Consider the following 18,297-nt stretch of genomic DNA (forward strand, 5'->3'; position numbering starts at 1 on the left):
ACAACAAGTCAAATAAATAACTACAAAAGATAATTGCGACATTGAACTCAGTCAACCAACTGAGGCGATCGCAACGCAATGCTAGAAACACTAATCCCCCTAGTTATCAACAAGTCTATTGAAGTTATCCTTGGGCTACTGCTGAAAAAAATCTGGGCATGGCTGCTGAGGGATGAAAGCTTCCAACGCCTCAACCACTTTCTGAAAATGCAGATTCTTGTACTCTATCTTGATTGGATTTTGCTCAAAACATCTCTAAAATCTCTGCCGAAGCCAGCAAAAGAGAACGATTTAGATACGGGTGGCCAGTTTCGGTGAAGGAGGCAACGGTTTTTTCTATGCTCTCATTTTGAAAACAAATTGTGCAGAATGCTGAACACGGGCTATCCTACATACGGGAAAGCTCACTCTATCATAAGAAGTATGTTCCCCTAAGAAACTCAGAAGGAACTTTTACTTTACAGCGATCGCCTACGCAATTATATCTCCAGTTCCCTACCGAAACCGATACATCAAAGGCTAGATAAGTGATTCCACCATTTGCTGTATCCAAAGCTAAGATTTTACCAGCCATAATTTAATTAGTGAGTTATTTTTTGCCAAAAAACCAGCCCAGTTGAACTTAGCAGAAAATTCTCAACTTCAGTAAATACAAAATTACTAGTAAAAAATACTTCTTACGTAGGGAGGCTTACTAAAAAACTTGGCAGACAGCTTGTTAAAAATACAGCTAGTCTTACAAAAATTTATTTTTACCCCGTACCTTGCATCTATATGACTTCTCAATCTTCTCGCTCTGACAAAATTCTGGTTGTCGATGACTCTCCTGATAACGTGTTTTTGATCAAAACTATTTTGGAGGAAGAAGGTTACACGATTAGCACTGCAGAAAATGGTATTTCGGCCTTGGCAGAATTGAAAGCTTCTCCTTGTGACTTGGTTCTGCTGGATTTGATGATGCCAGGTATGGATGGTTACGAAGTTACTAAGCACATTCGTGGAGAGATGAAATTACCGCAATACATCCCCATACTGCTAATAACTGCCCACGATGCACCCAATGTCGCCCACGGATTAGACTTGGGTGCTGATGATTTTATCCGCAAACCTGTAACAGTAGATGAATTGCTGGCACGAGTGCGATCGCTCCTGCGCTTGAAGAATAGTATGGATGAACGTGATGAAATTGCCCGCCAGCGAGAAGATTTTGTCTCCCGCCTTACCCACGATTTACGCACTCCCTTGGTAGCCGCCGATCGCATGTTGATGCTATTTCAGCAAGGAGCGTTGGGAGCATTATCACCACAAATGCAGGAAGTAATCGCCATCATGGCCCGTAGCAATATCAACCTGCTTTCTATGGTCAATACCTTATTGGAAGTTTATCGCTTTGAAGCAGGTCGCAAAACTTTGGCATTTCAACCAGTTAATTTGGATAGATTGCTACAGGAAGTGACGGGAGAATTGGCACCCCTAGCTCAAGATAAAACACTGTCGCTAAATTTGGATTTTACTGAAGAGTCAAATACAGTGATGGGCGATCGCTTAGAATTGCATCGTCTATTCACTAATCTTATCGGGAATGCGATCAAATTTACCGATTCTGGGTCTGTGACTATTCGTTTGACTTCTCAAAGCAAGTTCGACAAGAGTAGCCAATCTCAGTTCTCTGAAAGATCCAATTCTGTTGACTACATTAGAATTGAAATAGTGGATACTGGTTTAGGTATTCCTCCTGAAGAACAAGCCACAATATTTGAACGATTTCGCCAAGGCAGTCACAAGAGTTCTGGTAGTGGCTTAGGACTGTACCTTGCTCGTCGAATTGTCGAGGCACATCAAGGCATTATTCTGCTTAATTCGGAGTTGGGCAAAGGTAGTATATTTATTGTACTTTTACCCACCAAAGCATGAGAAAATTAGCAATTATAAATTATGAATTCTCGAATTTTTACCCTGATAATTCATAATTTATAACTTTACTACTCTCTACCAATAATTTAAATTAATCATTCTAATTAGAAATCAAATCTTAAAATCTGATAAATTATGCTAATCTAGCAGCGCTAGCATTAAAAAAATAGTTTTTTAGAGGATAAAACAATGATTACCACTGAATTATCTAACGTTGGCGATATTATCCAGAATCAGCGAGAGTTTTTTCAAACTGGCAAAACTAAAGATGTCACTTTTCGCATTGAACAACTCAAAATTCTCAAGCAAGCAATCATTGAGCATGAACAGTCAATAGTCGAGGCATTACAAGCGGATTTACATAAACCAGAATTGGAGACTTACCTAACAGAAATCGGTGTCATCAAAGAAATTGATTATGCTATAAAACATCTTAAAAACTGGAGTAAGCCCAAAAAAGCAGCCGTTTCCTTTGATTTTTTTTCCTACTCAGCGAGAATTTATCCAGAACCGTTAGGGGTTGTCTTAATTATCGGGCCTTGGAACTATCCATTTCAGTTAATTATCTCACCGTTAGTAGGTGCGATCGCAGCCGGGAATTGTGCAATTATCAAACCTTCAGAAATTGCTTCTCATACCTCCGGTATCATCGCTGAAATTATTGCCAAACATTTTGACCCCGCTTATATTGCAGTGGTTGAAGGAGACGTGGAAGCAAGTGAAAAACTACTTGCAGAAAAGTTTGACCATATCTTTTTTACTGGTGGCACAGCCGTCGGCAAAATCATCATGGCAGCAGCAGCCAAATATCTCACACCAGTTACTTTAGAATTGGGTGGTAAAAGTCCTTGTATCGTAGATAGTGGCATTAATCTTGAACACACTATCAGACGAATTACTTGGGGCAAATTTATTAATGCTGGACAAACTTGTATTGCCCCTGACTATCTTTTAGTTGATAAAAAAATCAAAAAAGATTTAATAGATGGTCTGGGAAAATGCTTAAAAGAATTTTATGGCGATAATCCAGCAAACAGTCCTGATTATGCCAGGATTATCAGTCCAAAACACTTTAATAGGTTGTTGAACTTTCTCAAAGATGGTGAAGTTATCATTGGTGGAAAAACTCAATCTTCAGAGCGTTATATTGCCCCCACAGTGATTGATAATGTCTCTTTAGAAGATTCGGTAATGCAGGAAGAAATTTTTGGACCCATTCTACCCATAATTGAATATAGTGACATTGCAGAAGCGATCGCCTTGATTAACTCTAGACCCAAACCTTTGGCGTTATACTTATTTTCTCAAAACAAAAACCTGCAAAAGCGAGTTTTGCAGGAAACTTCATCTGGTGGAGTCTGTATCAACGATACAGTGATGCAGGTTGGTGTTTCGTCTTTACCATTTGGTGGGGTGGGAGATAGCGGTATTGGCAACTATCACGGCAAAGCTAGTTTTGACACCTTTTCCCATAATAAAAGTGTATTGCAAAACTCATTCTGGCTAGATTTAAAATGGCGATACGCTCCTTATGAGGGCAAATTACCACTCATAAAGAAACTTTTGGGTTAAAAAAGTGAGGAGTTAGGAGTTAGGAGTTATGAGTGAAAAATAAAAATCTATAACTCCTAACTTTGTCCATTTTAGATTTTGAATTTTGGATTGAAGGAAAAATTTAAAATTTAAAATCGTTCGACTGACTTGTACTGAGCCAAGGCGCAAGTGTCACGCCGAAGTCTAAAATCCAAAATTGAATAACTCCTAACTCCTGTACAGACGCGATTAATCGCGTCTCCTAACTCCTAACTATTAAAACCCAAAAGCGTTGCTGTAACGCTCCTCAGCCCAAGGTTCACCACGGCGATGGTAGCCATTGCGCTCCCAAAAACCAAGTTCTTCATTAGCTAAAAACTCTAAACCATTAATCCACTTAGCACTTTTCCAAGCGTAGAGGTGGGGAACAACTAGCCGCATTGGACCACCGTGTTCAGATGGAAGGGCTTCACCAAAGACTTTAAAGGCAAAGAAGTTTTCTTCACGCATAAAATCTTCTATAGAAATATTGGTAGTGTAGCCACCATAGCAGTGTTCCATAATGTGGGCTACTTTGGGGTCTAGCTCAATCAGACCCATGAAATCTGTAACTTTAATGCCAGTCCATTTGACATCCAGTTTAGACCAGCGCGTTACACAGTGGAAGTCTGCTGTGAATTCATGTTGAGGCAGCGCCATAAAGTCTGACCAACTAAAGGTAGCAGGTTTTGCCAAACCCCAAACTCGAAACTCCCATCCCTCAGCTCTAACTTCGGGAGTTGCACCATAAGTTAATACGGGGAAACCTTTAGCTAAATGTTGACCAGGAGGGACGCGATCGCCCTCTTCCTTCCCTGGCTTCTGAAAAAATTTTCCTAGCATAGTTGGAGAAAAATAAGTTTTCTCAAGATATTTACAAGCTTTTTTGCAAATACTCTTTATATGATTACTTGATCGTTACTCATAAATGATCGGTAATGGGTAATGGATCTTCCCAATTACTCACTACCAATTTTTATCGATTTAATGAGCTTGTGTAGAGTATTTATTATTCATAATCCAATCAGGAAAGCTAAGAAAAAGCGTTATTCAGTGGTAAGAAGTTTGATTGGTGACTTTGACCATCAAATCTATTGGTGCTGTTCATGCTTTTCCTGACTGGGAAATTATGATTCTTCTTCCTCTTCTTCAGCAGCTGGATAGACAAATGTAGAACGTCCAGTCAAAATTGACTTGCCCAAAGAGAGAGCTTTCTGAGCTTCGACTACGGCTTTATGCCTCCAGGTAGCTCGACGTTTATCTCGTTTTGATTTGGAAGTTTTCTTCTTAGGAACAGCCATGTCAACAGATCGCGATTCTTCACAACCTTCTTATTCTAGGCCATCCACTGACGCGAAGGACAACAGTTGAGTAAGGAATAAGTAAGTTGAATTGAGCGGTTGAGACTGAAGTGGGGACACGGCGCTTGGACTTCTTTGTATGTCGATCAATACTAAACCCGCTATTTTGGGGTTGACACACTGCTAGCTGCTGGAACTGTATTTGAGGTTGTCGGCTCTTTATCAAAGAAAAGTAGCGATCGCGCAGTTTTGAAGTAAGTCGCCCAATTTTGAGCATCAGGGCGCGATCGCCATTCTGGACGACTAACTCCTAATGTTAGAACTGGTGCGATCGATCCATAATTTTGTACGGACACAATGATTGAAACATCTGTCACCAAGATATCTTGGTCGAAACTTCGTTGAGCAGCTGCCCTAGCGGCTGCTTCCGCTCTTCGGAGAATGGTTTCGTAGTTTTCTTCCGGCAAGCGGTCAATAGCTAGATCAACTCTAGCGGTGTAAGCTCGCACAATCTGAGGTGCGATCGCTTCCGTTAAAAACCAGGCAGGAACAGTAGATATGAGCAAAACTACTAAAGGAATTATCCGGATTCTTCTGGCAATTTGGCTAATAACTGAAAAGGGAGTGATCGATGATGGTAGGTGAGCAGAAATCTTGCTCATGACCTTCTATCTCCTTAGTGATGATCTGTTATTGAAATTAGGTGAAAGTATTTTCCGAAAAAGTAACGTAATAAAAATTACATTCTAACTTAAGATTCGATGAGAATCACCTAGATTATAAGACATAGGTTAGCTTTGTTTTTTTGGGCAAAGCCAACCGCAATTTTAAGACCAGCAAACAATAACTGACAAAGAGCGGGATGGCAAATTACTGGGCAATAGCGATTGGCATCAATCAATATCAGTTATTTCAACCTTTAAGTTGTGCCCAAGCAGATGCTGAGGCACTAGAGGATTTTTTAGTGACAGAGGCAGGTTTTATCCCCAAACACTGTCTGTTAATGACAGATACTTCGCCGCCGATTGGCGATAGGTCAACTTATCCGACGAAGGAGAATATTCTGCTGCTGCTTGAGGATTTGGCAGCGACAAGTTGGCAACCGGAAGACTATCTGTGGTTATTCTTTAGCGGTTATGGAGTCAACTATAAAGGCAAAGATTACTTAATGCCAGCAGAGGGCAACCCCGAACTCGTGCAAGAGACTGGCATAGAATTGCGATCGCTAATGCAAAGTCTGCAACTTGCTGACCTAAATGTATTGCTACTACTCGATATCAACCGCGCTTTTGGCACTCAAGCGGATGCTCCCGTTGGTGAAGAAACAATAGAACTAGTCCAAGAACTACAACTGGCGACAATTCTTTCTTGCCAACCAGAGCAATTTTCCCATGAAAGTAGCGAATTAGGTCACGGGTTCTTTACAGCAGCTTTGTTAGAAGCTTTGCGTTCTGGTAATGGCAGCAACTTGGCAGATTTAGAAAGCTACCTAAGCCTGCTCATGCCAAAATTATGTCAACATCACTGGCGTCCTGTCCAAAACCCTGCTACTATCATCCCATCAAGGCAGCAGGTAATGTTGCCAAAATTGGCAATGGAAAGCGACTTTCAAGCAAATCCGGTGATTTATCCGGAAGAATCCTTTGCTGTTGCCCTTGCGGCTCCCCCACTCGACGATTACCCTAGAACTTCAGCAGATCGGGGCAGATGGGGAGAAGCTAGTGTGAACTCTTTGCAACAGGTGAAGGCTCACAGGGTCGAGAAGTCTAAAGCTCAAAAAGTCCAGGAGTCAGCTACCGGCTTAGTTTCGCAGCCAATGGCAGAAACTTCTTTAGGAGTGAATACCAGAGGAAGATTTATCCCCAATTCCTCCCAAGGCTACGTCTCTCGATTGCCATCGAATCAGCCAAGCATCCCTTTTTGGAAACAGTTTATCTTATGGGGCGGAGGTAGCTTGCTGGTAGCAGGTTTAATCGCTGTAGTTTTTCTCCGTAATCAAGAAACTTTTAGAATTAAGCAAATATCAAACACATCACCTAATGCTACTACTAGCGATCGCCAGGTTATCCAGAATTTACCAAGCGATCGCAACCAATCTAGCGCCCAAATAGCCTCTAGATCCGAGTCAGAAAAGCGGAATCAAGCAGTATTAGACCTGGCGAAAATGTCGCTCAGACAAACTCAGGCTAGTGATTTGGGCTTGGCGATCGCTACAGCCCGGAAAATTAAACCCGGTGAACCACTGTACGAACAAGCTCAGGAGAATATTAAGATTTGGAGCCGGATGATTTTAGATTTAGCAGAAGGTCGTGCTAAACAAAGACAGTATGCTAGCGCTATTGCTGCCGCTCGATTAATCACCAAAGATGAAGACCCCTATGCCAAAGCACAAGCAGCAATTAACCTGTGGCGGTTAGAGGGCAAGCAGTATGTGAGTAACAAAACTCTTTTAGATGCAGCTAATGCCTTGATTAAGTCTGGACAGGCATCTACCTACAATCGTGCGATCGAAGTTGCTAAGACTGTACCACCAGGTCAACCAGGCTTCGATACTGCCCAAAAATCGATCAATAACTGGAGTGAGAAAATTTTAGATTTGGCCAAGCGTCGCGCCGTCGAAGGAGAACGTAATAGCGCAATTGCGACGGCTGCTTTAGTGCCAGAGGAGACAGGCGCTTACGAAGATGCTCAGGATGCTATCCAAAAATGGCAAAAAAATATAGTAAAAAAATAGTTATGAGTTAGGAGTTATCAATCATGAGTTAGGAGTTATCAATCATGAGTTTTATTTTTAATTCCTCACTAATCACTCCTCACTCCTAACTTTTTCCTCAGCACGGGCTAAACCCTAGCTATCCGCTAACAGTACTCTGTATTAGCAGTACTGCGTCACATCTTCGCCACAATCGTCGGCTAGATAGCACATTGCTCGGAAACGTAAACCAACTACTTCTTCATATAAGGGGTTGAGCTTGCACATGGGCGGAATGTGAAACAGAGTTTTCCCGAATAATTTGACATCTCGCTCAAAGGGACACTGAGATGGAATCAGTTTGCACAAGCGGTGAGCTAGTTGGCGATCGCGGACTTGAATGTTTTCTACTCGTTGCCGTAAGGGTTGGAGAATATCCCAGTAAGGCTTGGAAACAGGACGGTTTAGCTGGGTTACTTTATGGTTACTAGTCTCTGCTTGATTGATTGATACCCAGCTTGCCAGAAAAATCTTTTTTGTAGTATTGTTGAACACCTTCATGGCTAATCCTCCGTGTTATTAAGGCTATTCGTCTTTTTGATGAATATATCCAACGTGGCGACGACCTTTACCGGAAGAATCGTGTCCTGACTGCGATATAATGTAATACCTGATTGCCACTTAAGTCAGAACCTAATTTGTTACTACGTCAAGTTAATCGCAATTTTCTGGGGATCGGTAGTGTAATATTACGATCTTGTTCATATCTTGACATAGTTTAAATTTTAGTAAAGACATCTGTCATTGGGTAGGTTTTAGTGTAGCATTTACAAACCTTAATATAAGGTCTTCCTGCAAGTATTTTTGCTAAGTATAAATATTGGTAATACCCTACTAGGCGTTTTTCGTCTCTGTATTCCCACCTTCCCACCTTCCCGCATCCTGTTCATTGCTGGTTGTTCTGAATTTGCAGGATGCATGGCAGTCTATTTATGCCAATACCATCGTATTTCTCTTGAGCATGATGGTAGTTAATGCCAACCTATGCTATGCAGGTTTAGGCGATCGCAATCAGTGATAAGGTAGATTGAAACCTGCTGGTAATGTTTTCTGGATTGTTTATACTGACGCGAGTCACGCAAAAATTGAATTTGCTCCAGCCATTTACCCATGCGGTTAACTCTGCTGCGAGTTTTTTGGGTGTAACTGTTGTTTTATCTAACTTAATTTCTAATATGCCTGCCGTACTCATAGGCATATCCGACCCTTTGTTTAAATCAGTTTCCGTATATGAATCATGCCAGAATGATGTAAGTTAGTGAAAAACTTTAACAACCCTAAGCTGAAAGCACCTGCTGGGCTGTCAGGGTTAGTTCTGCGAATGTTTGAGAAATAATCTGCTGGTTTTCAGTAAACACAGTTTGCTTGTAACTACGGTTGTCTAGCAAACACACCGTCACCTTATTTTTTAAGGGGTCAACAATCCAATACTCGACCACACCAATAGCTGCATACTCAGAAGTTTTTTGGTTATAGTCCCGATCAACAGATTCAGGACTTACCACCTCAACTAAGAGGGGTGGAGCAGTTTTGAGGATAGCTGAAGTACTCTCAATACTTTGTGCCTGTTGGTTGGTAATCACACAAATATCAGGTCGCCTGAGTTGTTTATTGGTCAGCACCTCTGTACCGTTAGGACGCGGTTGTAAAGGCAGCCCCATTTTTTGAATTTCCAAAAAGAAGCGAACTAAGAGTAAAGTGATAATCGCCTCATGCTTGCCAGTACCAGGAGGCTTTTCTAGCAGCACCCCATCTTCAAGTTCATAGCGCTTGTCTGTGCCATCATCAAAATTGATGTACTCATCAAGAGTACTAATTTTTATTGGTGTTTTAGTCATAGCGATCGCCTCCAATAACAATAACTATAACTATAAGCAAATACAAACTGCTGAGGCTTCTATACCTATGTTAAAAAACTGTATGTATCTAGCACAAAAGCGCAAAGACGTTAGAAAAACTCTACGTCTCTGCGCCTCTGCATGAGATTTTATCTTAAATTCCCTATGATGCTACCTGAGCAGCAGTCCGAGTCCGGCGTCTTCTCCCATCAGCAACTTTCACAGGCGGCTGATCAGGAATTTGCATCAACAAAGTCACAGATGGTTGACATTGCAGTTCGCGGCGGATGGAACGTTGCAATTCTCGTTCTAAAGTTCCTTGCAATCCACCCCAATCTATATCTGCTGCTTCACCTTCGCCAGCAGCAAATTCTGACCAACGCACAGTCAGGATTTCTTCAATCCGTTGTTTTACCCAGGTTTGTAGCAGCGATCGCTCTACACTTGTCACTACACCCCGGAGGTGAACTTCTGGTTTTGCCAACAGTTTACCATTCCAATCAATGGCAGCTGCGATCGTGATAATGCCTTCTGAAGCCATGCGTTGCCGTTCTTGTAAAACTTTGGCACTTACCATACCCGAACTAGTAGTATCTACCAGTTCGATACCACATGGGACTTTACCAGCGACGCGAATGGCATCTTCAGTCAGTTCGACAACATCACCATTTTGGATGATGATCATGTTTTCTGCGGGAATGCCCATACTCTGAGCCGTTTCTGCGTGCTTCACCAGCATCCGATGTTCGCCGTGAAATGGCACAAAGAATTTGGGTTGAGTTAAGGCAATCATCAGCTTTTGTTCTTCCTGACAGCCGTGACCAGAGACGTGAATCCCTTTATCCCGACCATAGACCACTTTCGCCCCCTGAATCATCAATTTATCGATGGTGTTGACTACAGCGATCGTATTTCCGGGAATTGGGTTAGCAGAGAATACTACCGTATCTCCTTGGCGGATTTTAATGTGAGGATGTTCTTTGTTGGCAATGCGGGTCATTGCTGCCATCAATTCACCCTGAGAACCTGTAGTTAAAATTAAAACTTTCTCATCAGGGAGATTACGAACTGCGTGCAATGGTTGCAGCAAATTATCTTCACACTTGATATAACCTAAATTGCGGGCATGAGCAATCAAGTTGAGCATGGAACGCCCCACAATGGTCACTACACGATTTTGCTTCTTGGCGATATCCAAAATCATGTTGATGCGATGCACACTGGAAGAAAAGGTAGTGACAAATAATCGCCCAGTAGCTTGACTAAATACTCTCTCTAGATTGGGATAAACTGAACGTTCTGAAGGTGTAAATCCTGGGATTTCGGCGTTAGTGGAATCACTTAGGAGGCAAAGAACGCCTTTTTCACCATGTTCTGCTAGGCGTTGCAAGTCAAACCTTTCACCATCCACTGGGGTATGGTCAATTTTAAAATCGCCTGTGTGAATAACTACACCAAGGGGAGTCTGAATGGCAACGGTGAAACTATCAGCGATGGAGTGAGTGTTACGGATATATTCCACCAAAAAGTTTTTGCCAATCCGCACGACATCACGGGGTAGAACAGTTCTGATTTCTGTGCGATCGCGCACTCCCGCTTCTTCCAGTTTACCCTCTAGCATTGCCATTGCTAGTCTTGGCCCATAAATCACGGGGATATCAAATTGCTTGAGATGAAAAGCAATCCCACCAATATGGTCTTCATGACCATGAGTAACGATCATCCCTTTAATTTTGTGGCGATTTTCCCGCAGATAAGTTGTATCTGGCAGAACAATATTTACTCCATGCATCGCCTCTGTGGGAAAAGCCAATCCTGCATCTAACAAGATAATTTCATCGTCATACTCAAAAAGACAGGTATTTTTCCCAATTTCATGCAAACCGCCCAAAGGAATAATTTTCAAGGCGGAATTGTTAGCTTCGTTTTTAGCCATTTTCTCCTTAGATTGTTACTTGTGGTTAATTAAATTGATACTTAACTTTCCTTGTATTTAAGACAACATCATCTGTCTCTTAAGTCAGTCCCAAAGTAATCAAGTTTTAATTGAAGATTTCAATTTTTTATTCAATAAAATCGACTGTAATTCAAGGATTCATAGTATATCTATCAGTCCTAGCACAGGTTTTTAAATTGCAACTTATGAACAATTATGGTCATTGTTTATATGTATCTTTAGCAAGGAGCAGACTACCAGCGCTTAACTAGGTGGTGGCTAGATTAAACTAAGTTCTTTCAGAACGGCTTCTAACTTTTGAGTGACTTCTGAATCAGCTTCACACAGGGGCGGACGAGTTGAACCTACCTCCCAACCTTGAAGTTTCAGTGCTTTTTTCACCGGAATGGGATTTGAAGTGAGAAATAGAGCTTTAAACAACGGGAACAGTTGGAGATGAATCTCGCTGGCTACCTGAATTTTCCCCGCACGAAAAGCTTGAATCATCTGCTGTAGTTGGTTTCCTACCAGATGAGAAGCCACACTTACCACACCCTTTGCCCCGATCGCTAACAAGGGCAAAGTCATGTAATCATCACCAGAATAGATGTGGAATTCTTTTGGTGTCAAGCGACGAATTTCGCTTGCTTGATCTATACTACCAGTGGATTCTTTAATCCCGACAATATTGCTAACCTCAGCTAACCGGGCAACTGTTTCTGGCTGAAGGTTTTGTCCGGTACGACCGGGGACATTGTATAACAACAATGGTAGGTCGGGACAGGCTTGTGCTATCGCCTGAAAGTGTGCTTCCAATCCCGCTTGTGGCGGTTTGTTGTAATAAGGAACAACTTGTAAGGAACCATGTACTCCTATCTTAGACGCTTTTTGGGTGGCAGCGATCGCTTCTTTGGTGGAATTTGAACCACAACCTGCGATTACCTTAGCTTTTCCTGCCACGGACTGCAATACTTCGACAAATAACTGGTATTCCTCATCCCAACTTAGCGTCGGGGATTCTCCTGTTGTGCCGCACATCACCAATGTATCTGTACCGTTGTTAACTAAATGCACCGCCAGTTCTGCCGCTACACCATAGTTGACACTACCATCTGCTTTAAACGGCGTAATCATCGCGGTTAAAACATTGCCAAAATCTCCCACCCTTTTTTCACTCCTGATTACCCATGTTTTTGTATCTTGGTGGTTTTCTATTGTAATAACCTATCTGCAAATTACTTTCAAGTGTCGTTAATCATTTGTCACTTAATCAATGATTAATGACTAACAGCTAATGCTTTGAGTAGATTTTTTTCTACTAATAACTCAGCAATTTGTATTGCATTCAATGCTGCGCCTTTGCGGATTTGGTCGCCACACAACCATAATTCCAACCCACAAGGATGAGAAATGTCCTGACGAATTCTTCCCACTAAAACTTCATCTTTACCTGTTGCTTCAATTGGCATCGGAAAATGATTAGTTCCCCAATCTTCTACCAATTTCACTCCAGGGGAGGAACTTAAAATTTCTCTGGCTTCCTTGGCACTAAAGGGAGTCTCAAATTCTAAATTAATGGCTTCGGAGTGGGCGCGGAGTACGGGAACCCGTATACAGGTTGCAGTAATTCTGATTTGCTGCGTGCCAAATATTTTTCGGGTTTCGTTGACCATTTTCATTTCTTCCTCACAATAACCCAAATCGTTTAATGGGGAGTTATGCGGGAATAAATTAAATGCCAGTGGGTAAGGCAATACCTCAGCAACTGGCGGCTGTCCTTGTAGTATAGCGCTTGTTTGGGTTTTGACTTCTGCCATTGCTCTAGCACCAGCACCACTAGCAGATTGGTAGGTTGAAGCTACGATGCGTTGCACTGGTTTAACTTTATGCAATGGCCATACTGCCACAGCCATTAAAATTGTCGTGCAGTTGGGGTTAGCAATAATCCCTTGGTGATTAGCTGCGGCTAGTGGATTCACCTCTGGCACTATTAAGGGAACTTCCGGGTTCATCCGAAAGGCGCTGGAGTTGTCAATTACCACTGCGCCCTTTTTTACGGCAATTGCTGCCCAAGTTTTAGATGTAGAACCACCTGCACTAGCCAGTACTATATCAACATTTTCAAAGGCGCGATCGCTCACTGCCTCTACTGCTATATTTTCCCCTTTAAACCGCAGCGATCGCCCGACACTCCGCTCTGATGCTAATAACTTCAAGTTAGCAATCGGGAAATTACGGCTTTCTAATAATTCCAGCAACTCTGTGCCAACTGCACCAGTTGCTCCCAAAATAGCTAAACGATAGGATTTCGACAAGCTTGCTTCCTCCCTTAAGATTTGGAACAATTGACAATTTATTTATATTTAAATAGCGATCGCAGTCTGAAAATACATTTTGAATAGATTTAGATTTTTCTCTAATTTAGTCGATCTTTATAGATTTAATACATTTATTTTATTAACTATTTAATAAGTTAAGAGATGTTGCATTCTAAAACAATGGCTATCTGATTTCTCCATCGATTTAAACTATATATTATTATACAATAAATCGCCATTTAGCAGAAAAATCGAGATATCTGCACTTAGACGTTTAACAGGCATCCCACCTGTAAGGCAACAAACATCTTGGCTGCAAATTTCTTTACCAAGATGATGAATATACTAGGATAGAAGTGTATAAAACCAGCACGATATAAAACTGAGCTATGGGGCTAGGCAACAGATGCGTTCTGGCGCCACAACTTAATAATAGCTAGACTCAAGACTATAACTTTAACTTGAGGGTACTAACCAGTCGCTGAGAACTAGGATATCACGGCATTAGCCTAGTGAATAATTAATTCCTAAGTTGTCAGAGTGAATGGGGAGTGGGGAGATGAGGGAAGAAAGAATAACTAATGCCAATGCCCAATGCCGAATGCCCAATGCCGAATGCCGCCATTAACTAAATTGTTATGAAGGTAAAATGTCAAGTCCTTGGTCATTGGGAGTAAACTGGATCTTTGCCCCAGGAGAAACATCCAAAGATGGATGTCATCATACCCTTCCGTTGCCCCTAAGAGACATCAAGCCATAAACGCAAGCAATTGTTCTATTGCGTCTTGTGTGTACTCGGAGTATAAAATACCAGAAAACTAGAGACGAAGCATGAAAGTCACCCAGGAAAAACTTCCCGCCAGCCAAATTGGACTGGAAATAGAGATTACGCCCGAAATTACCAAGCAAACTTACGAAAAGGTCATTAAAAACTTAGCGAGTACTGCCAATATTTCTGGGTTTCGTAAAGGCAAGGTGCCTCGCCCGATATTACTACAACGGCTGGGTACAACTCGAATCAAGGCAGCAGCGCTGGAAGAACTAATTCAAGATGGCATTGAGCAAGCAGTCAAACAAGAAGCTATCCCGGTAATCGGTCAGCCGCAATTACGCTCCTCTTTTGAAGATTTGATTAAGAATTATGAACCTGGAAAACCCCTGACGATTTCGGCTGCTGTCGATGTAGAACCAGAAGTGAATCTAGTGCAATACACTGATCTACAGGCTAAGGCAGAAGAAGTCAAGTTTGATCCAGAACGAGTGGAGAACGCGCTGGATAAGGAACGTCAACAATTGGCGACATTGATTCCTGTGGAAGGACGTGCAGCCCAAATCGGCGATATTGCCGTAGTCGATTTTAAAGGTTCATTCTCCAAAGTTGAGGGCGAAGACGAAACAGCTGAACTAGAACCTATTCCCGGAGCCGAAGCAACTGATTTTCAAGTTGAGTTGCAGGAAGATAAGTTTATTCCAGGCTTTATTTCGGGAATAGTGGGGATGAATCCTGAAGAAACCAAAGAAATTGCGGCGCAATTCCCAGATCCTTATGCTAATGAAGATTTAGCTGGAAAAGCGGCAACTTTCACAGTGACGCTCAAAGAGTTGAAAGAAAAGGAGCTACCAGAAGTAAATGACGATTTCGCCCAAGAAATCAGCGATTTTGAAACCTTAGAGGAGTTACGCGCTTCTTTGGTAGAGCGATATCAAAAAGAGGCGGACGACAAAACAAAAACCAATAAGCAGGAAGCCTTGTTAACGGAACTGCTCAACCACGTAGAAGTTGACTTACCAGGAACGTTGATTGAGCAAGAAGTGGATGCAATGCTAACGCAAACAGCAATCCGACTGTCTCAGCAGGGACTAGATGTGAAGAATTTGTTTACTCAAGATATTATTGCTCAGTTGCGGGAGCGATCGCGGACTGAGGCAATTGAACGCATTAAACGCTCCTTGTCCTTGCGGGAAGTCGGTAAACGCGAATCTATCGAGCTAACATCAGAAGAAGTCGCAGCCAGAGTCACAGAACTTTTGGAGGAGTACCCGGAAGAACAAGACGTTGATGAAGATAAACTGCGCTCAATCGTGGAAAACGAACTATTAACCGAAAAAATCATTGATTGGCTCTTAGAACACTCCTCAGTTGAACTTGTACCCGAAGGCTCCTTGAGTCCCATCGAGGAAACGGAAGCCGCAGAATCAGATGCTGATGCTGATGCACCTCAGACAGAGGAAGAAAACAACGAACCTTCCACAGAAGTCACAGAAGGATAATAAAAAATCCCACAGCCATAAGTTCACCAGTTCTGAGTTAAAGTACTGGTGAAATGGGTAAGGTAAAGGAGATGAGGAAAGGGGAGCAGGGAGAAATAACCAATGCCCAATGCCCAATGCCCACTGGGATAAAGTCAGAATAATTAAAGAATTAATGAATTTTCCGCAAATAGTGACACCTGTTATTACCTGAGCTTGATACTGTGTTAGACGAGAGGAAATTATATGAGGCATAATGGTTAACACGTAGCTTATAAAAATCCCATTCGTCGAAAAGGCAGCATTTGCTGCTGAAACATTTGTCCTAAATTATCGTCAAATTTAGTTGTATGCTTCTATCGCAGTCGGGAGATAACCCCATCAGCAACTTAAGTCGAATAAACATTAACTCCCAGTTAAACAGCCCTAGCAACATCGTGCCGATGGTGGTAGAACAGTCTGGCATGGGAGAAAGGGCTTTCGACATCTACTCGCGCCTGCTGCGAGAGCGGATTATCTTTTTGGGAACGCCAATAGACGATGCCGTAGCCAACTCAATCGTGGCTCAGTTGTTATTCCTAGACGCCGAAGACTCAGAAAAAGACATCCAACTGTATGTTAATTCTCCTGGCGGCTCGGTCTACGCAGGGATGGCAATCTATGATACAATGCAGCAAATTCGCCCTGATGTTGTTACCATCTGTTTTGGATTAGCCGCGAGCATGGGGGCATTTTTGTTGACAGCAGGGGCTGCGGGTAAGCGAATGTCTCTGCCCGACTCCCGGATTATGATTCACCAACCACTTGGTGGCGCTCAAGGTCAAGCCATTGACATTGAAATTCAAGCCAGAGAAATTCTTTACATTAAGGCCAAGTTGAATCAGTTAATGTCTCAACATACTGGTCAACCCTTAGAAAGAATTGAAGCAGATACTGAGCGCGACTTTTTTATGTCCGCAGATGAGGCGAAGAACTACGGTTTGATTGATCAGGTCATTTCCAGGCAAAATCTTCCCACAGCAGGGGAAAACGTCACCATTCTGAAATAAGAGGCTGGTATGTCTAAGTACGACTCCCATTTAAAGTGTTCATTTTGTGGCAAGTCTCAAGAGCAGGTGCGTAAATTAATCGCGGGGCCGGGAGTCTACATCTGCGATGAATGCGTCGACTTGTGTAATGAAATACTAGACGAGGAGTTACTCGATACCACTGGTGCAGCAGCACAACCAGCACCACGAGCAGAACCACCTCAAAAACGGCGTACCCATTCTTCTAGTATTTCGTTTAATCAAATACCCAAGCCCAGAGAGATTAAAAAATATCTAGACGAACACGTTATTGGTCAAGACGAAGCGAAGAAAGTGCTGTCAGTAGCTGTTTACAATCACTACAAGCGGCTGGCGGTGATTCAGTCTAAAGCCAGTGGCAAAGCTGGGGCAGATGATGCAATAGAACTGCAAAAGTCCAACATTTTGTTAATCGGCCCGACTGGTTGCGGCAAAACTCTGTTAGCACAAACCCTAGCAAAAATCTTGGATGTACCCTTTGCCGTCGCTGATGCTACGACGCTGACGGAAGCGGGCTATGTGGGAGAAGATGTGGAAAATATCTTGCTGCGACTGTTGCAGGTGGCAGATTTGGATATAGAGGAAGCACAACGGGGAATTATTTACATTGACGAAATTGACAAAATTGCTCGTAAGAGCGAGAACACATCAATTACCCGCGATGTTTCTGGCGAAGGCGTGCAGCAAGCTTTGCTGAAAATGTTAGAGGGAACGATCGCCAATGTACCACCCCAAGGAGGACGCAAGCATCCCTATCAAGACTGCATCCAGATTGATACAAGTAATATTTTGTTCGTCTGTGGTGGTGCCTTCGTGGGCTTAGAAAAGATTGTAGATCAGAGAGTTGGCAAAAAAGCAATCGGCTTTGTGCAACCCGGAGAAGGGCAATCGAAGGAGAAACGAGCCGCAGACACTCTCCGCCATCTAACACCAGATGATTTAGTCAAATTTGGCATGATTCCAGAATTTATTGGGCGCGTGCCAATGGTAGCAGTAGTAGATCCGCTAGATGAAGAAGCGCTGATGGCGATTCTCACCCAACCACGCAGCGCCTTAGTGAAGCAGTACCAAAAGCTGCTGAAGATGGATAATGTCCAGTTAGATTTTAAAGCAGATGCTTTGCGAGCGATCGCTCAAGAAGCTTACCGCCGTAAAACTGGTGCTAGAGCGTTACGGGGCATTGTCGAAGAACTGATGCTGGACGTAATGTACGAGTTACCATCCCGTAAGGATGTGACACGCTGTACAGTAACACGGGAGATGGTCGAGAAGCGATCGACTGCCGAACTGATAATGCATCCATCTTCACTACCGAAGCCAGAGTCAGCTTAATGGTCATTAGTCATTGG

16 protein-coding genes and 1 pseudogene are annotated in these 18,297 nt (G+C 42.6%); 8 read left to right on the forward strand and 9 right to left on the reverse strand.

The window, feature by feature from the left end; all coding sequences use genetic code 11:
* Positions 1-78 precede the first annotated feature (78 nt).
* Positions 79-318 (forward strand): hypothetical protein, encoded by a 240-nt coding sequence (locus V7K31_RS11525; RefSeq protein WP_335094454.1) that lies wholly within the window; start codon positions 79-81, stop codon positions 316-318.
* 94 nt (positions 319-412) lie between these two features.
* On the opposite strand, the gene V7K31_RS11530 is transcribed toward V7K31_RS11525, so the two are convergent.
* Positions 413-574, reverse strand: coding sequence for a hypothetical protein (locus V7K31_RS11530; RefSeq protein ID WP_335094455.1), 162 nt, complete (start codon positions 572-574; stop codon positions 413-415).
* A gap of 200 nt (positions 575-774) precedes the next feature.
* Here V7K31_RS11530 and V7K31_RS11535 point away from each other — a divergent pair, with 200 nt between their 5' ends.
* Positions 775-1,914, forward strand: coding sequence for a hybrid sensor histidine kinase/response regulator (locus V7K31_RS11535; RefSeq protein WP_335094456.1), 1,140 nt, complete (start codon positions 775-777; stop codon positions 1,912-1,914).
* Between the two features lie 189 nt (positions 1,915-2,103).
* Positions 2,104-3,486, forward strand: coding sequence for an aldehyde dehydrogenase (locus V7K31_RS11540; RefSeq protein WP_335094457.1), 1,383 nt, complete (start codon positions 2,104-2,106; stop codon positions 3,484-3,486).
* 237 nt (positions 3,487-3,723) lie between these two features.
* Here V7K31_RS11540 and V7K31_RS11545 read toward each other — a convergent pair whose 3' ends face one another.
* The 3 genes from V7K31_RS11545 to V7K31_RS11555 all read right to left on the reverse strand — a co-directional run bounded on the left by V7K31_RS11545 (position 3,724) and on the right by V7K31_RS11555 (position 5,449).
* Positions 3,724-4,329, reverse strand: a complete 606-nt coding sequence (locus tag V7K31_RS11545; RefSeq protein WP_335094458.1) for a sulfite oxidase-like oxidoreductase — start codon at positions 4,327-4,329, stop codon at positions 3,724-3,726.
* 284 nt (positions 4,330-4,613) lie between these two features.
* Complete coding sequence (rpmF, locus tag V7K31_RS11550; RefSeq protein WP_094328804.1) at positions 4,614-4,787, reverse strand: 50S ribosomal protein L32; 174 nt, start codon at positions 4,785-4,787, stop codon at positions 4,614-4,616.
* Between the two features lie 161 nt (positions 4,788-4,948).
* Complete coding sequence (locus tag V7K31_RS11555) at positions 4,949-5,449, reverse strand: hypothetical protein (protein WP_335094459.1); 501 nt, start codon at positions 5,447-5,449, stop codon at positions 4,949-4,951.
* Positions 5,450-5,649: 200 nt separating this feature from the next.
* On the opposite strand from V7K31_RS11555, the gene V7K31_RS11560 reads away from it, so the two are divergent.
* Positions 5,650-7,521 (forward strand): caspase family protein, encoded by a 1,872-nt coding sequence (locus V7K31_RS11560; RefSeq protein ID WP_335094460.1) that lies wholly within the window; start codon positions 5,650-5,652, stop codon positions 7,519-7,521.
* Between the two features lie 141 nt (positions 7,522-7,662).
* Here the strand turns inward: V7K31_RS11560 and V7K31_RS11565 are convergent, their stop codons facing one another.
* Positions 7,663-8,040 carry a Mo-dependent nitrogenase C-terminal domain-containing protein gene (locus tag V7K31_RS11565; RefSeq protein ID WP_335094461.1) on the reverse strand — a complete coding sequence of 126 codons (378 nt, stop codon included), beginning with the start codon at positions 8,038-8,040 and terminating at the stop codon, positions 7,663-7,665.
* A gap of 530 nt (positions 8,041-8,570) precedes the next feature.
* Here V7K31_RS11565 and V7K31_RS11570 point away from each other — a divergent pair.
* Positions 8,571-8,732, forward strand: a pseudogene (locus V7K31_RS11570) (anion transporter); the annotation flags it as partial.
* Between the two features lie 84 nt (positions 8,733-8,816).
* Here V7K31_RS11570 and V7K31_RS11575 read toward each other — a convergent pair.
* From V7K31_RS11575 to V7K31_RS11590, 4 genes are all read right to left on the reverse strand, one after another.
* The gene (locus V7K31_RS11575) at positions 8,817-9,377 is read right to left on the reverse strand and encodes a Uma2 family endonuclease (protein ID WP_335094462.1); all 561 of its coding nucleotides are present in this window, start codon (positions 9,375-9,377) and stop codon (positions 8,817-8,819) included.
* Positions 9,378-9,540: 163 nt separating this feature from the next.
* The gene (locus tag V7K31_RS11580; RefSeq protein WP_335094463.1) at positions 9,541-11,313 is read right to left on the reverse strand and encodes a ribonuclease J; all 1,773 of its coding nucleotides are present in this window, start codon (positions 11,311-11,313) and stop codon (positions 9,541-9,543) included.
* Positions 11,314-11,592: 279 nt separating this feature from the next.
* On the reverse strand, positions 11,593-12,477 hold the full coding sequence (gene dapA, locus V7K31_RS11585) for a 4-hydroxy-tetrahydrodipicolinate synthase (RefSeq protein ID WP_335094464.1): 885 nt from the start codon (positions 12,475-12,477) through the stop codon (positions 11,593-11,595).
* 113 nt (positions 12,478-12,590) lie between these two features.
* Positions 12,591-13,628 carry an aspartate-semialdehyde dehydrogenase gene (locus tag V7K31_RS11590; RefSeq protein WP_335094465.1) on the reverse strand — a complete coding sequence of 346 codons (1,038 nt, stop codon included), beginning with the start codon at positions 13,626-13,628 and terminating at the stop codon, positions 12,591-12,593.
* Between the two features lie 834 nt (positions 13,629-14,462).
* On the opposite strand from V7K31_RS11590, the gene tig reads away from it, so the two are divergent.
* The 3 genes from tig (at position 14,463) to clpX (ending at position 18,280) form a co-directional block, all read left to right on the forward strand.
* Positions 14,463-15,902 (forward strand): trigger factor, encoded by a 1,440-nt coding sequence (gene tig / locus V7K31_RS11595; RefSeq protein WP_335094466.1) that lies wholly within the window; start codon positions 14,463-14,465, stop codon positions 15,900-15,902.
* A 329-nt stretch (positions 15,903-16,231) separates the two neighbouring features.
* On the forward strand, positions 16,232-16,930 hold the full coding sequence (gene clpP, locus V7K31_RS11600) for an ATP-dependent Clp endopeptidase proteolytic subunit ClpP (RefSeq protein ID WP_335094467.1): 699 nt from the start codon (positions 16,232-16,234) through the stop codon (positions 16,928-16,930).
* A gap of 9 nt (positions 16,931-16,939) precedes the next feature.
* On the forward strand, positions 16,940-18,280 hold the full coding sequence (gene clpX, locus V7K31_RS11605) for an ATP-dependent protease ATP-binding subunit ClpX (RefSeq protein WP_334833522.1): 1,341 nt from the start codon (positions 16,940-16,942) through the stop codon (positions 18,278-18,280).
* Positions 18,281-18,297: the final 17 nt, after the last annotated feature.

The organism is Nostoc sp., assembly GCF_036917675.1.
Classification (GTDB): domain Bacteria; phylum Cyanobacteriota; class Cyanobacteriia; order Cyanobacteriales; family Nostocaceae; genus Nostoc.